Origin of the sequence: Erwinia sp. V90_4 (assembly GCF_029967685.1) — a bacterium.
GTDB lineage: Bacteria > Pseudomonadota > Gammaproteobacteria > Enterobacterales > Enterobacteriaceae > Erwinia > Erwinia aphidicola.
Map to the genome: position 1 here is coordinate 1 of NZ_JASCAQ010000050.1, position 14,232 is coordinate 14,232.

15 protein-coding genes are annotated in these 14,232 nt (G+C 58.8%); 1 reads left to right on the plus strand and 14 read right to left on the minus strand.

Annotated elements, in window-relative coordinates:
• Positions 1 to 24: 24 nt before the first annotated feature.
• The 4 genes from sixA to QLG07_RS12640 form a co-directional block, all read right to left on the minus strand.
• A complete protein-coding gene (gene sixA, locus QLG07_RS12625; RefSeq protein WP_048915384.1) occupies positions 25 to 507 on the minus strand; it encodes a phosphohistidine phosphatase SixA in 483 nt (160 codons plus the stop codon).
• A 170-nt stretch (positions 508 to 677) separates the two neighbouring features.
• The gene (fadJ, locus tag QLG07_RS12630; protein ID WP_282469329.1) at positions 678 to 2,831 is read right to left on the minus strand and encodes a fatty acid oxidation complex subunit alpha FadJ; all 2,154 of its coding nucleotides are present in this window, start codon (positions 2,829 to 2,831) and stop codon (positions 678 to 680) included.
• Entirely contained in the window at positions 2,831 to 4,141 is a 1,311-nt protein-coding gene (fadI, locus tag QLG07_RS12635) for an acetyl-CoA C-acyltransferase FadI (protein WP_282469330.1), read from the minus strand. The genes fadJ and fadI overlap by 1 nt, the downstream gene beginning before the upstream one ends.
• A 153-nt stretch (positions 4,142 to 4,294) precedes the next feature.
• Positions 4,295 to 4,591, minus strand: a complete 297-nt coding sequence (locus QLG07_RS12640) for a YfcZ/YiiS family protein (protein WP_099753350.1) — start codon at positions 4,589 to 4,591, stop codon at positions 4,295 to 4,297.
• A 374-nt stretch (positions 4,592 to 4,965) separates the two neighbouring features.
• Between QLG07_RS12640 and fadL the strand changes: the two genes are divergently transcribed.
• On the plus strand, positions 4,966 to 6,303 hold the full coding sequence (fadL, locus tag QLG07_RS12645) for a long-chain fatty acid transporter FadL (protein WP_048915381.1): 1,338 nt from the start codon (positions 4,966 to 4,968) through the stop codon (positions 6,301 to 6,303).
• Between the two features lie 73 nt (positions 6,304 to 6,376).
• On the opposite strand, the gene mlaA is transcribed toward fadL, so the two are convergent.
• From mlaA to ccmA, 10 genes are all read right to left on the minus strand, one after another.
• Positions 6,377 to 7,138: a phospholipid-binding lipoprotein MlaA gene (gene mlaA, locus QLG07_RS12650; RefSeq protein WP_048915380.1), complete on the minus strand. Its 762-nt coding sequence runs from the start codon at positions 7,136 to 7,138 to the stop codon at positions 6,377 to 6,379.
• Between the two features lie 27 nt (positions 7,139 to 7,165).
• Positions 7,166 to 8,386, minus strand: a complete 1,221-nt coding sequence (gene ccmI / locus QLG07_RS12655; protein WP_282469331.1) for a c-type cytochrome biogenesis protein CcmI — start codon at positions 8,384 to 8,386, stop codon at positions 7,166 to 7,168.
• Positions 8,383 to 8,841, minus strand: coding sequence for a cytochrome c-type biogenesis protein (locus QLG07_RS12660; protein WP_282469332.1), 459 nt, complete (start codon positions 8,839 to 8,841; stop codon positions 8,383 to 8,385). The genes ccmI and QLG07_RS12660 overlap by 4 nt, the downstream gene beginning before the upstream one ends.
• On the minus strand, positions 8,838 to 9,395 hold the full coding sequence (locus QLG07_RS12665) for a DsbE family thiol:disulfide interchange protein (RefSeq protein ID WP_048915377.1): 558 nt from the start codon (positions 9,393 to 9,395) through the stop codon (positions 8,838 to 8,840). Before QLG07_RS12665 ends, QLG07_RS12660 begins: the two co-directional genes overlap by 4 nt.
• Positions 9,392 to 11,347, minus strand: coding sequence for a heme lyase CcmF/NrfE family subunit (locus QLG07_RS12670; protein ID WP_048915376.1), 1,956 nt, complete (start codon positions 11,345 to 11,347; stop codon positions 9,392 to 9,394). Before QLG07_RS12670 ends, QLG07_RS12665 begins: the two co-directional genes overlap by 4 nt.
• Positions 11,344 to 11,826 (minus strand): cytochrome c maturation protein CcmE, encoded by a 483-nt coding sequence (gene ccmE / locus QLG07_RS12675; protein ID WP_282469333.1) that lies wholly within the window; start codon positions 11,824 to 11,826, stop codon positions 11,344 to 11,346. The genes QLG07_RS12670 and ccmE overlap by 4 nt, the downstream gene beginning before the upstream one ends.
• The gene (gene ccmD, locus QLG07_RS12680; protein WP_187497735.1) at positions 11,823 to 12,056 is read right to left on the minus strand and encodes a heme exporter protein CcmD; all 234 of its coding nucleotides are present in this window, start codon (positions 12,054 to 12,056) and stop codon (positions 11,823 to 11,825) included. The genes ccmE and ccmD overlap by 4 nt, the downstream gene beginning before the upstream one ends.
• On the minus strand, positions 12,053 to 12,796 hold the full coding sequence (locus QLG07_RS12685) for a heme ABC transporter permease (RefSeq protein ID WP_187497734.1): 744 nt from the start codon (positions 12,794 to 12,796) through the stop codon (positions 12,053 to 12,055). Before QLG07_RS12685 ends, ccmD begins: the two co-directional genes overlap by 4 nt.
• Positions 12,797 to 12,875: 79 nt before the next feature.
• Positions 12,876 to 13,535 (minus strand): heme exporter protein CcmB, encoded by a 660-nt coding sequence (ccmB, locus tag QLG07_RS12690; protein WP_282469334.1) that lies wholly within the window; start codon positions 13,533 to 13,535, stop codon positions 12,876 to 12,878.
• Positions 13,535 to 14,152 carry a cytochrome c biogenesis heme-transporting ATPase CcmA gene (ccmA, locus tag QLG07_RS12695; RefSeq protein ID WP_048915371.1) on the minus strand — a complete coding sequence of 206 codons (618 nt, stop codon included), beginning with the start codon at positions 14,150 to 14,152 and terminating at the stop codon, positions 13,535 to 13,537. The genes ccmB and ccmA overlap by 1 nt, the downstream gene beginning before the upstream one ends.
• Positions 14,153 to 14,232: the final 80 nt, after the last annotated feature.

Consider the following 14,232-nt stretch of genomic DNA (forward strand, 5'->3'; position numbering starts at 1 on the left):
TTTTGGGGCCGGCCCCCAAGGCGATTACATCGCCTTGGCTAATTTCGCCGGAGAGACCTGCCACTCCAGCTTGCCCAGCACATTTTCCGCATCGAAGTCGATGCAGGCAATGGCGGAAGTGGCGAACATCGGCGGAGCTTCCTGCGGGCACAGCTCTGCCACCAGATAGCCCACCAGCGGCAGGTGTGAAATCACCAGCGCCGACTTCACGCCTTCATTCGCCAGCGCGTGCAGGTAGCACGCCACCAGCCCGGGGTCGCCACCCGGGGTTAATTCTGGCAGCACATCCTCACCTTCCGGCAGAGGCAGCGCTTCACGCACCGTGCTGAGAGTCTGCTGGGCGCGCAGATAGGGACTGACCAACACCCGTTCAATATCAACCGACTGACCGCTAAGCCAGGTCGCCATTTGACGGGTTTCATCACAGCCGCAGTGAGTCAAAGGTCGAACTGAATCACTTGCTGCATCTAAAGCCGCATCGCCGTGACGCATTATGAAAACTTGCATATAGCACCGCTGTTGTTAAACAAAAACGCCGGGGGACAACGCCAACCGACTCTTCATTCAGAGAATGAACGCTGTGTTGTACCCCAATGCCTTGAGTATAGTCAACCGATTGTTTACTTATTGAGCGCCCTGGTGGGCACCCGCCATAAGTAACTCACCCCGTGACCAGACTAACCCGCTGAATCACGAAAACTATTCAGATTTACGTCCGGTTTATAGAACGTTTGCTGCTGTTCCAACATTTTTTTCAGCAGCGCGCAGGGAGCAAAACGCGCGCCGTGACGCTGCATTAACAACTCTAAACTGTTAACCACTTCAGCAATGCCCAGCTGGTCCATATAGCGGAACGGCCCCCCGAGGAAAGGTGGGAAACCAATGCCAAATACCGCGCCGATATCACCGTCGCGCGCGCTGGCAATCACCTGCTCTTCCAGGGTGCGCGCCGCTTCATTCAGCATCATCATCACACAGCGCTGCGAGATATTCTGTGCGTCAAGGTGGTGTTTTGGCGTGATGTTCAGCAGCCGGTAAATGGCACTGTCCACCTGTTTTTTTCGTCCTTTCTGCGGATAGAGATAAAAGCCGCGCCCGTTTTTGCGCCCTTTGCGGTCGTCATTCAGCACCGCACCCAGCGCTGGCGGCAAGGCGAAACGTTCTCCCCAGGCCTGTTCGAGGATCGGCATAATATGGGTGCCAACATCAATACCGACCTCGTCCAGCAGTTGCACCGGACCGACCGGGAAGCCAAATTTAACCAGCGCCGCATCAACAGATTCGATCGGTTCGCCCTCCAGCAGGCAGTGCATCGCCTCGATCATATAGGGCGCCAGAATGCGGTTAACGTAGAAGCCAGCGCTATCCGCCACCACAATGGGGGTTTTACCCTGCTTTCTTGCCAGAGAGACTGCCGTCGCCACCGTCTCTGCTGCGGTTCCCGCATGAGGGATCACCTCAACCAGCGGCATTTTTTCCGGCGGGCTGAAGTAGTGCAGACCAATAACGTTATGCGGGCGCTGCGCGCCGGCAGCGATTTCGGCAATCGGCAGCGAAGAGGTATTGGATGCAAACAGCGTTTCTGCGCCGCAGTGCTGTTCAATCTCCGCCACCATTTTCTGCTTCAAGGCCAGATCTTCAAACACCGCTTCGATCACCATATCGCGCTGGCTGAACCCCTGGTAATCCGTGCTACCGCTGATCAGTGCCATCTGCTGCTGGCGTTCGGCCGCGCTTATCCGGCGTCTTTTAACGCCTTTACTTAACAGATCCCAACTGGTTTTCAGCGCGTGATTGATACCCTGCGGGCTGACATCCTTGATGCGCACCGGTAATCCGGCACGCGTGGCGGTCACACAGGCAATGCCCCCGCCCATCAGCCCCCCGCCGAGCACGCCAATGCTGCGCAATGCGCGCGGCTGCGCCTGTGCGCCCCGCTCTTTTTTCATTGCGGTGGTGGCAAAGAACAGGCTGCGCAGTGCGGCAGACTGCGGCGTCATTGCCAGCTCGCCAAAGGCGCGGGCTTCGGCGGCATAACCGCTACTGCTGCCCTTCTCCAGCCCGCAGCGCACCACGCTAAGGATTTTATCCGCCGCCGGATAGTTGCCGTGAGTTTTCGCCTGCGTCTGGCGCTGGGCCAGACGGAACAGGATGGCACGCCCCGCCGGGCCGGCTAACAGCCGTTCGCGCAGCGGAAGACGCTGACGGGCGGTACGCGGTTGCAGCGCCAGCTTAACGGCGGTATCCAGCAGGATACTGTGGGCGACGGCATCATCCACCAGCCCACATTTGCGCGCGGCGCGGGGGCGTAGCGTTCTGCCGGTAAGTATCATATCCAACGCGGTCGAGGCGCCAATCAGGCGCGGCAGGCGCTGGGTGCCGCCGGAGCCGGGCAGCAGCCCCAGCTGCACTTCCGGCAGGCCAAGGCGGGTTTTGTCGTCGAGCGTGCAAACCCGGCGGTGGCAGGCCAGCGCCAGCTCCAGACCACCACCCAGGCAGGCACCGTGGATAGCTGCCACCACCGTAACCGGCAGCGCTTCAATCTCGGCCATCACGTTCTGCCCCTGCTCGGCCAGCGACTGCGCCTGCTGAGCATTTTCACAGGCGGCGATCATGCTGATATCTGCCCCGGCAATAAAGGAATCGGGCTTGCCGGAAATCAGTACGATGCCAGCCAGCCGGGGATTGGCGCGCGCATTGCGGATTGCCGTACGGATCTGCGCAGCAAACTCCGCTTTCAGGGTATTCATTTTCTCGCCCGGTACGTCGAGGGTAATCACCGCCACGTTATCCAGGCGCATCGTCAGCGTAAATGCGCTTGTCTGTTCCATTATTCCGCCTCCAGAACCATGGCTGCACCGAGGCCACCTGCCGCGCAGGCGGTGACTAACCCTAAGCCGCCGCCGCGCCGCCGCAGCTCGTTAAGCGTCTGGGTAATCATACGCGCCCCGGTGGCGGCAAACGGGTGGCCATAAGCGATGGAGCCACCTAGCACGTTAAACTGTTCCTGATTGACTTCCCCCAGCGCGTGCGGACGGTTCAGCACCTCACGGGCAAAACGCTCATCGGCAAACATTTTCAGATTAGCCAGGGTCTGGGCGGCGAAGGCTTCATGCATATCGATCAGGCTGAGGTCGGCAAGGGTAATTCCGGCACGATCCAGCGCCAGCGGTGAAGCATAAGATGGCCCTAACAGCATATCTTCGCGCACGCCAATCGCCGTGAAGGCATAGCTGCGCAGATAGCCGAGCGGGGTTATGCCCAGCTCGCGCGCGCGCGATTCCGTCATCAGGATCACCGCCGCCGCACCGTCGGTCAGCGGCGTACTGTTGGCGGCCGTCACCGTCCCGTGCTGGCGGTCAAAGGCCGGGCGCAGGCGCGCATAATCTTCCGGCTTAGCGTCGCTGCGCACGTTGTTGTCCTGCTCCAGCGGCTGCTTCCACGGTGGCGCAAACGCCGTCATCACTTCTGCGCTCAGTAGCCCCTGCTGCCAGGCACGCGCGGCGTGCTGATGAGAACGGTGCGCCAGCGCATCCTGCTGTTCACGCGTGATGCCGTGGCTTTTCGCCATCTGTTCGGCAGTATCGCCCATGCGCAGCCCGGTTGAATACTCCGCAACCGCAGGCGGCACCGGCATTAAATCACGCGGGCGCAGGCGGGAAAGCAGCCTGAGCTTTTGCCCGACGCTGCGTGCTTTACTGAGGTCGAGCAGCGTGCGCGCCAGGGTTTTACTGACGCCAATCGGCAACACGGAAGTGGAGTCAGCCCCGCCGGCGATGCCTGCCTGAATCGTCCCCGCCAGCAGGCTTTCCGCCACGTTGGCTACCGCCTGAAAGCTGGTGGCGCAGGCGCGGCTGACGCTGTAAGCATCCGTGCTGACGTTGAGTCCGCTGGCCAGCACGATTTCACGGGCAATATTTGGCGCTTCCGGCATCTGCACCACCTGGCCGAAGACCAGCTGCTCAATGATGTCAGCCGGCAGCTCGCTGCGCGCCATCAGTTCACTCACCACCATGCGGCCAAGCTCCAGCGCAGGAATACCGTGGAAAGCCGTTGCCTGGCGGGCAAAGGGGGTACGTAAACCGTGGGTAATGGCGATACGATCGCCCTGACGGGTCAGCAAAGGTAATGCTTTGCTCATTATTCTCACCTGTGTCGTGTCGATAAAGGCATCATTGCCAAAGAGGTCGGACCTGATAAGTGTAATCAGAATTGATGCGGGCGCTACGACGGGAAGAGAAAAATGCGAGTGGAAACACGAATCTGGCGAAGGAGAGCTCCTCCGCCACGGAGATTAACGCAGAGCGAGCTGGAAGATCATCGTTTCAGCCTGGCAGCTGAAGGTAAAATCACAGTCCAGCTGTACGCCCTGTGGCGTTTCGCTGATGCGACTGTCAATAGTGCAGGGTTCAGATTCCACCGCCCGCGCTTTTTCACTCAGCGACTGCAGCATCGCCTGGGCTTCAGCATGGGTGCTAAATAGCTGGCTGAATGTGGCAGTACAGTCGGTATTATCCATTATCGTGCCCACATCCACACAGCAACAGGCCGCCGTTTCACTGGCACTACAGCGGTTAATGGCATCGCTCATACATCCTCCGGCATGCCACCCAGATGCGGCGGCAGATTATTTAGACTGGCGTCAGTCTACGCTTGCCCGGTTTTCAGCTCCAGCCATCGGGCAAAAACAGCGTGTTAAGTGACGAAAATCACACTATTATTTGATCCAAAACAAGTCAGACTAAGACCAGCAAATATCAAGTGTAAGTTTTTTGTTAGCCAGATCTCTTTTCCAGCATCATTTCCGCAATATTTAAAAAACATTATTGCAACACATATACAGGTCAGACCTATACTTGCGCCACTGGTCTGATTTGTTGGTTGTCTGTCAGTCCCTAGAATTCGCGATCCCTTGTTACGCTAAGTAACAGAGTTTAATAAAAATCCGATAATGAGGTTGTGGTCATGAACCATAAAAACCTGTTTGCTAAGTCTGCACTCGCAGCAGCAGTGGCGCTTGTTTCTTCGAATGTCGTCGCAGCCGGCTTTCAGCTAAACGAATTTTCTACGATTGGCCTGGGTCGTGCCTATTCTGGTGAAGGCGCGATGGGTGATACCGCCGCGTCCGCCAGTCGTAACCCGGCAACCATGGCACTGATGGACCGCCCGATGTTTTCCATCGGCGGGGTATTTATCGACCCGGACGTGAATATTAGCGGTGAATCCGGTTCCGGCAACAGCCTGAACGCCGATAATATTGCGCCAACGCAGTGGGTTCCTAATATTCACTACGTTCAGCCAATAAACGACCAGTGGTGGGTTGGCGCCAGCGCCACCTCTAATTACGGTCTGGCAACAGAATTTAATGATGGTTATGCCGGCGGTCCGTTTGCGGGTAAAACCGATTTAATGACCATGAACCTGAATTTAAGCACCGCCTATCGTCTTAATCAGCACTTCAGCTTTGGCGTAGGTTTTGATGCTGTCTACGCCCGTGCCAAAATCGAACGTAATATCGGTGAGCTTGGTGCCCTACTGCCTGCCGCAGGATTACCTGCTGCACCGGCCGATACGCAGATTGCCCATCTGAAAGGTGACGAATGGGGTTACGGCTGGAACGCCGGTATCCTGTATGAAGTGGATGACAACAACCGCTTCGGCCTGACCTACCGTTCTGAAGTTAAAATCGACTTCGACGGCGATTATCGCAGCGATATCCCGGTAGCTTATAACCCGATTGGCGGTCAGTTCGGCCTGCCAACCGGCACCAGCGGCCAGACAATTCCGGGGTCGCTGTCGCTGCATCTGCCAGAGATGTGGGAAGTTTCCGGTTATCACAAAGTCGCGCCTCAGTGGGCGGTGCACTACAGCCTGGCCTACACCAGCTGGAGCCAGTTCCAGGAACTGCGCGCCACTGACAGCAACGGCAATGATCTGTTCCTGAAGGACGAGAGCTACCACGATGCCTACCGCATCGCGCTGGGTACCAGCTACTTTTACGATAAAAACTGGACCTTCCGTACCGGTATCGCCTTTGATGACAGCCCGGTCCCTTCTGACAAACGCTCAATCTCGATTCCCGATCAGGATCGCCTGTGGCTGAGCGCCGGCGCGTCCTACGCGTTTAACGATAATGCTTCAGTCGATGTCGGCGTCTCCTACATGCACGGCCAGAGCGTAACGATTAAAGAGGGTACCGACCCGGTTGCCACCGCGCGAAATGGCGGCGTAGCAACCCCTTATACCTTTAATTCTGAAGGTAAAGCGTGGCTGTATGGCGCGAGCTTTAACTACAAGTTCTGATTGCCCGGCAGGCTCTAAGTACAAAAAACCCCACATCAGTGGGGTTTTTTATTGCCTGAAGCTAATCGGGTATTTACTGGGAGTCGATAGAATTCAGATCGCCCTCAATCGCCGTCGCGTTCGGGTTTTCCTGCGGGATCAGCTTGCCGTCGCTGGCAAGGAAATCATGATGCTGGAAATAGGCCGCACGCACGAAGGCGTAAGGATCTTTCGAGTTTTTCAGGATAGCGTCGGAATCCAGCAGCTGGGCACGGGTTTCAATCCCTTCCAGCGTCCATTTACCAATCGACATCCACCAGGTCAGCCAGCTGAGCGGTGGGTACACATCGTCGACCAGCCCGCCAATATCTTCACGCGGCGTAAAGCCACCGTAGCCCGGCAGCTCCACATAAGTTCCGTAACCCACACCGTAATGGCCGAGCGTGCTGCCGAAGGCGCGCGTCTCTTCTTTTGCCAGTTTCGGGTTAGCCATGGAGGCAACATCGATAAAGCCGCCCATGCCCAGCAGGGTGTTCAGGAAGAAGCGGTTAAAATGCACCATCGCCTTGTACGGATTCCCTTCCACGAAGTAGTTCACCATGGTGGCAGGCTCATCGAGGTTGCTGAGGAAGTTCCCCAGGCCGGTGCGCGCAGGCACCGGCACATAATCACGCCAGGCCACCGCGACGGGACGCACGACATAAGGATCCAACACGTTGTAGTTAAAATTGAACATTGAACGGTTGAAACCCTCCAGCGGATCGGAACGACCCTGTGGTTCATCCCCCGGTTTAGAGCTAGCGCAACCCACCATCAGTACGCTCGCCAGCACTAAGCCCGTCAGGCGATAGTTCATAGTTTTCTCCCTGTACTGTTTTATAAATTATCGCCCAGCGGATGACATTTGCCGGTTAATTTCAACAGCCATCTGCTGCTGCCCGGCAAACGGGGTGACCGCACTCAGCCCGAACCAGTCTCCCGGCTGCGGATTGGCGCTGCCATCACGTGAAATACGCACGCGGACCTGTAACTGGTGCTGCGCGGATAACAGACGCTGCGGCATCATGGCATTGCTGTCATCCAGAGTGAGCGATAAAGGAAAATGGCTCAGCGGTAACTTTTTCACCGCCACGGGGACCGGTGAGTTCCCGTCTGACACGGAAATATACAACACTCCGCCCTCTGGTAACATTTTTTCTGCCGCAGGCGACAGAGCGACCGTTAGTGCCAGCTGGCTATTTTGCTTACCGGATGCGCTTTTGGCCTGCTCGATGCTGCGCTGGATCATCAGCACGCGCCGATCGTCAGCCGGTAACAACTGTAACATCTTTTGCCAGGCGCTAATCGCCTCCGCATAGCGCTGCTGACCAAAAGCATTAAATGCCAATAAGCCCAGCACCCGCAAATCGCTGCCGTCATGACGCGCCATCTCTTCCAGCATTGCCGTTGCCTGGCTGTTGTCCTGCGGATCTTCAGAACGGGTCAACACTTCAGCATAGCTCAGGCGCACTTGCTCATCGGTTGGCGCCAGCTGTAATGCATGACGAAACGCCTGGCTGGCCGTGCTGGCGTTGTTCAGCACCATGCCCAGCCGGCCGAGCATCATCCAGTCGTTGAGATTTGTCGGGTCGCGCTGTAGCTCGCTGCGAATGCCTAATGCCAGGCGCGCCAGCTGTTCCATGCTCAGCGGGCGGGCCTGCGGGTCCATCACCTGGGCACGCAGCGCGGGCAGTTCGTTGTTCACCTGCTGCCACGCCAGCACCTGCGACAGGCCACCGGTTTTCAGATAGAAACCGATGCTGACGGCAAGCAGCAGCAGCACGCCCGGCAGCAGCACCCAGCGGCTGACCTGACGTTCAGCTTGGGCGGAGTGCGGCGGCACGTCCAGCAGCAGCGTTTGCTGCAGTTCGCGCACCATCTCCGGTCGCTCGGCCACCACGCCCTGCGCTTCATCTTCTTCCAGCTCGCGCAGGCGCTGATGATAAAAAGTCTGGTTCAGCGTATCGCGGTCACTCACGCTGCCGCTATTTCTGCGCCAGGCCAGAACAAACAGCAGGCAGGCGGCGATCAGCAGCGCCAGAAGGGTTAGCAAAAGTGCGCTCATGGTTGCTTCCTGTTATTTAACAACGCATCCAGCCGCTGCTGCTCGGCGGCATCCAGCTCGACATGCGGCGTGCGTTTGCGGCTGCGCAAAATAATCACCAGCGCGCCAATTATCACAAACAGCGCCGGGCCAGCCCACAGGATCAGGGTGGAGGCAGTCAGCGGCGGCTGATAAGAGACAAAATTACCGTAGCGCGCCACCATATACGCCTTCACCTGTTCCGGCGTCTGCCCTGCGCGCAGCAGCTGATACACCTTGAGGCGCATATCCCCGGCGATCATCGCGTTTGAGTCGGCAATGCTGTTGTTCTGGCATTTCGGGCAGCGCAGCGATTCGGTCAGATGGCGGTACTGCTGCTCCTGGGTGACTGAATCAAACTGATAAGTATCGATATTATCGGCCAGCGCCAGGCTGCTAAACAGCAGTGACGCCATAAGGATCAGAATAGATTTCACGAACCGCTCTCCTGGCTATATTTCTGCCACAGCGGTTTGACTTCGTCATTCCACACGCGCTCGTTGAGATCGCCCGCGTGGCGATAGCGGATAATCCCGTGACCGTCGATCAGGAAGGTTTCAGGCGCGCCGTACACGCCCAGATCCAGCCCCAGCATCCCGTCGCCGTCATACAGGCTCAACGCATACGGGTTACCCAGCGTATTGAGCCAGTTAATCGCTTTCTGGCGGTCGTCTTTATAGTTCAGGCCCACCACGCGCACGCCTTTGGTCGCCAGCGTGTTGAGGTACTGATGCTCCGCGCGGCAGGTTGGGCACCAGGTAGCCCAGACGTTCAGCAGCAGCGGTTTACCGTCGGTCAGCACTGACTGGTCAAAGGTTTTGCCCGGCTGGTCGAGTGATTCCAGCTTAAATACCGGCACCGGCTTGCCGACCAGCGCCGACTCCAGCCGCGTCGGATCATCGCCGTTGGCGTTACGGGTCAGCTGCCACAGCAGCGCCGCCGCCAGCAGCAGAAACAGGATCAGCGGGATATAAAGGATTTTCTTGCTCATGCCAGCTCCTTCTGCGCTTTCTTACTGGCGCGATAGCGCGGGTCGAGCAGGCAGAAAATGCCGCCCACCGCCATAAACACGCCGCCAAACCAGATCCAGCGCACAAAAGGTTTGTAATAGATGCGTACCGCCCACGAATTACCGCCCAGCTCTTCGCCCAGCGCCGCATAGAGATCGCGCGTAAAGCCGCCGTCGATCGCCGCTTCGGTCATCATGGTGCGCGCCACGCTGTAGTAACGTTTTTCCGCGTGCAGCGTGGCCTCATGTTTACCGTTGCGCGTCACGTCGATAATGCCCACGCCGCCGGAGTAGTTCGGTCCCTGCAGGCTTTGCACGTCGCGGAAGGTGAAGTGATAGTTGTGGATATCCACGCTGTCACCCGCCTTCATACGCACATCGCGCTCCACGCTGTAGTTCTGGCTGAAGGCGATGCCGATCACCGTTACCGCCACGCCGAGGTGGCCCAGCACCATGCCCCAGTGGCTGCGCGACAGATGGCGCAGCCCGCGCAGGAAGCTGTGGCGGTGAGTGGCGCGCTCGTGCAGCTCCAGCAGCGTCAGGATAATCACCCAGATCGCCATCATCAGCCCCACAACCGTCATCGCTTCAATGCGGTCCTGCATCAGCCACGGCAGCAGTATCGACAGCAGCAGGGTAGCAACCACGGCAATCGCCAGCCGCTTCCACAGCTTCTGCGGCTCATCGCGACGCCAGCGCACCAGCGGACCGATGCCGAGCATCAGCGCCAGCGGAGCCATCAGCCAGGTAAACAGCGTATTAAAGAACGGCTCGCCGATGGAGATGGTGCCCAGCCCCAGCTGTTTATGCACCAGCGGCAGCAGCGTACCGAGCAGCACCACCAGCATCGCGGCAATCAGCAGCACGTTGTTGCCGAGCAGGAAGGATTCCCGCGACCACACCTCGTTCTGCACCCGGCTGCGCACCTTGCTGCCCTTGATGGCGTACAGCAGCAGCGAACCGCCGATAACAATAATCAGGAAAGCGAGGATAAACATGCCGCGCGCCGGATCGGAGGCAAACGAGTGCACCGACACCAGCACCCCGGAGCGCACCAGGAAAGTGCCCAGCAGGCTGAGGGAGAAGGCAGCGATCGCCAGCAGCACGGTCCAGGCCTTAAAGGTGCCGCGCTTCTCGGTAACCGCCAGCGAGTGGATCAGCGCCGTTCCGGCCAGCCACGGCATAAACGAGGCATTCTCGACCGGATCCCAGAACCACCAGCCGCCCCAGCCAAGCTCGTAATAAGCCCAGGCGGAACCGAGCACGATGCCGATGGTGAGGAACACCCAGGCCGCCGTGGTCCACGGACGCGACCAGCGCGCCCAGGCGGTATCCAGCCGTCCGGCCATCAGCGAGGCAATCGCAAAAGCGAACGCCACCGAGAAGCCGACATAGCCCATATACAGCAGCGGCGGGTGGAAGATCAGCCCAATATCCTGCAGCATCGGGTTCAGGTCGCTGCCGTCGATAGGGAAGTCCGGCAGCGTGCGGGTAAACGGATTCGAGGTTAGCGTGATAAACAGCAGGAAGCCGAGGTTGATCATCCCCATCACCGCCAGCACGCGGGCAATCGCCTCCAGCGGCATCGCGCGGCTGAACAGCGCCACCGCCAGCGTCCAGGTGCTCAGCAGCAGCACCCACAGCAGCAGCGATCCCTCATGCGCGCCCCAGGTGGCAGCCACCCGGTAGTAAACCGGCAGCAGCGTATTGGAGTTGGTGGCCACATACGCCACGCTGAAATCATTCACCACAAAGGCGTGAACGAGGATAATAAACGCTGCCGCGATACAGGCAAACAGCCCGTAGGAGAGCGGACGGGCCAGCCCCATCAGCCGACGATCGTGGCGCGCCGCGCCCCACAGCGGGTAGACGCTGAGCAGCAGGGAGAGCGCCAGCGCCAGGCACAGCAGGAAGCTGCCGATTTCGGGGATCATGACTGGCCTCCGTTATTGTCGTTAGCGGCAGGATGGGTGTGATTCTTCTTCATCGCGTCACTGATTTCCGGTGGCGTGTATTTTTCATCGTGCTTGGCCAACACTTCTTTGGCGATAACGTGCGTACCGTCCTGCAGTACGCCCTGCGCCACTACGCCCTGCCCTTCGCGGAACAGGTCAGGCAGAATACCTTCGTAGCTGACGTTAATCACCGCGCTGTTGTCATACAGCTGGAAGGCGACTTTCAGCGTATCCGGGTCGCGCTTAACGCTGCCCGGCATCACCATGCCGCCAATACGCAGCCGCTGCCCCGGCTCCGGCTTAACGTGGGTTTCACCTTTGCCATACACCACTTCACCAGGGGTGTAGAACAGATCGATATTAGAACGCAGTGCGTACATCACTAAAGCCGTTGCCAGCCCCAGCCCGACGAGCACCACCATCACCAGCATCAGGCGATTTTTACGACGGGGATTCACGATGGCTCTCCTGCCGCTTCACCGGCGTTTTTTTTCACTTTTGCCGCACGAATGCGCTGTTCACGCGCCTGGCGCTGACGAATATCCGCCAGCAGCCGACGACGTTGTAAAACGGTATGCAGTACCAGGCCGCCAAGGGCAACCAGCGTACAGATTACGGCCAGCCAGACATAGAAGGCGTAGCCACCCATGGCAAAGAAGTCGTGCCATGTAGAGAATGCCGGCGTCATGATTTACGCCCCCCTTTTGCCGCCACGGCAGCCACCCACGGGCGGTGGCGCTCGCTCAGCAGCAGCAGATTGCGCAGGCGCATCAGCGTCAGGGTGACGAATATCAGCAGATAACCGAGGATTGACCAGCGCAGCGGCGTGCGCATACTCGGGTCTATCGCCTGCTGCAACACCCCGCTTGACCCCTGGTGCAGCGTGTTCCACCACTGCACCGAGTAGTGAATAATGGGCAGGTTAACCACCCCAACGAGGATCAGGATACTGGCCGCGCGGCCCGCCATGCGGCGGTCGTCAAAGGCGTGATAGAGCGCGATAGTGCCCATATAAAGGAACAGCAGTACCAGCTCCGAGGTCAGGCGTGCATCCCAGATCCACCAGGTCCCCCACATCGGCTTACCCCATGCGGAACCCGTCACCAGAGCAATAAAGGTAAATACCGCCCCCACCGGAGCCATTGCGGCGGCGGCAAGATCGGCGGTTTTCCACTGCCACACCAGCCCGACAAAGGCCGTAATCGCCATTGAGGCATAGATGCCCATTGACCACATCGCGGCAGGCACGTGGATATAGATGATGCGATAGCTGTTACCCTGTTGATAATCTGATGGGGCAAAACCGAATCCCCATGCCCAGCCCAGCAGCAGCGCCGCGATGCCGGGAATGGCAAACCACGGCACAAAACGGCCGCATAACGGGTACAGCCGCTCGGGCTGGCCCAGTTGATGTATCCATTTCCACATTATTATTTTGCTCACAATAAAAGAAATCGTTCTGGTATCTGCATCGGAACTGCCGCGCGCACCGGTCTCTGTTAGCCGTTTAGTGCACGCTTACCCGTAAAGCTACTGCGGTGGCAAACGGCGCCAGCGTGGCGCTCCCCACCAGCAGCGCGCCGAGAATGGCCAGGTAACCATCAATCGGCAAGCCCATCCCGGCAGCATCAATCGCCGCACTGGCAAAAATCAGCACCGGTACCGCCAGCGGCAGCACCAGTAAACTCAGCAATACGCCACCGCGCCGCAGCCCGACCGTCAGCCCGACGCCAATGGCACCGAGGAAGCTCAGGGTGGGTGTCCCCAGCAGCAGGGTCAGAGCTACCGCGCGCCAGCTGGCAAAATCCAGCGACAGCAGCAGCGCCACCAGCGGCGACAGCAGCAGCAGCGGCAGGCCGGTGACGATCCAGTGCGCCGCTACCTTGCCCAAAACCGTTATCGGCAGCGGTGCGGGCAGCAGCAGCAGCTGCTCCAGCGAACCATCGAGAAAATCATCGCGAAACAGTCTTTCCAGCGCCAGTAGCGAGGAGAGCAGCGCCGCAACCCAGACAATCCCGGGGGCAATTCGCGCCAGCAGCTGCGGCTCCGGGCCGATGCCGAGTGGAAACAGGGTAATCACAATCAGGAAAAACCACAGCGGATTAATAATCTCCGCGCCGCTGCGAAAGGCAATGCGCAGTTCACGCTTGAGTACGCGCCAGAACATCACGGCTCCCCTGCGCAAGTGAGACGAATACGGCTGACGCGCTGAGCGGCCCCTGGCAGATCCTGATGGGTTGTGAGGATCACTGCCCCGCCCTGCTCTGCGTGCTGCACAAACAGCGCCATCAGTTTCTCCACGCCGGATTTATCGATTGCCGTCAGCGGCTCATCGAGGATCCACAGTGCGGCCTGGCTCAGCCACAGCCGCGCCAGCGCCACGCGCCGCTGCTGCCCGGCGGAAAGGGCTGCGACGGGCACATCTTCATAACCGGTGAGGTCAACCTGCTCAAGCGCCTGAAACAGCTCATCCGCCGTACGTTCGGCATGCCAGAAACTGAGATTTTCAAACGGCGTCAGCACCGCCTTCACCCCCGGCTGATGGCCGAGGTAGAGCAGGCTGGCATGATAGCTTTCGCGCTGGCGCTGGATGCTTTCCTGCTGCCAGAGGATCTCTCCCTGCTCCGCCCGGCTGAGGCCGGCAAGAATTCGCAGCAGTGAGGTTTTCCCTGCCCCATTCGCCCCTTCAACCTGCACAATTTCACCCGCCGCAACGGTAAAGCTGAGATTGCGAAACAGCGCCCTTTCGTCGCGAACACATGTCAGATTTCTGGCTGCCAGCATGGGAGGAAGATCACACTTTGTTAAATTTGATGGCGAATAGTACCACAGGCTTTACGTTCGCTGAAACGCGGCAGGTCGCG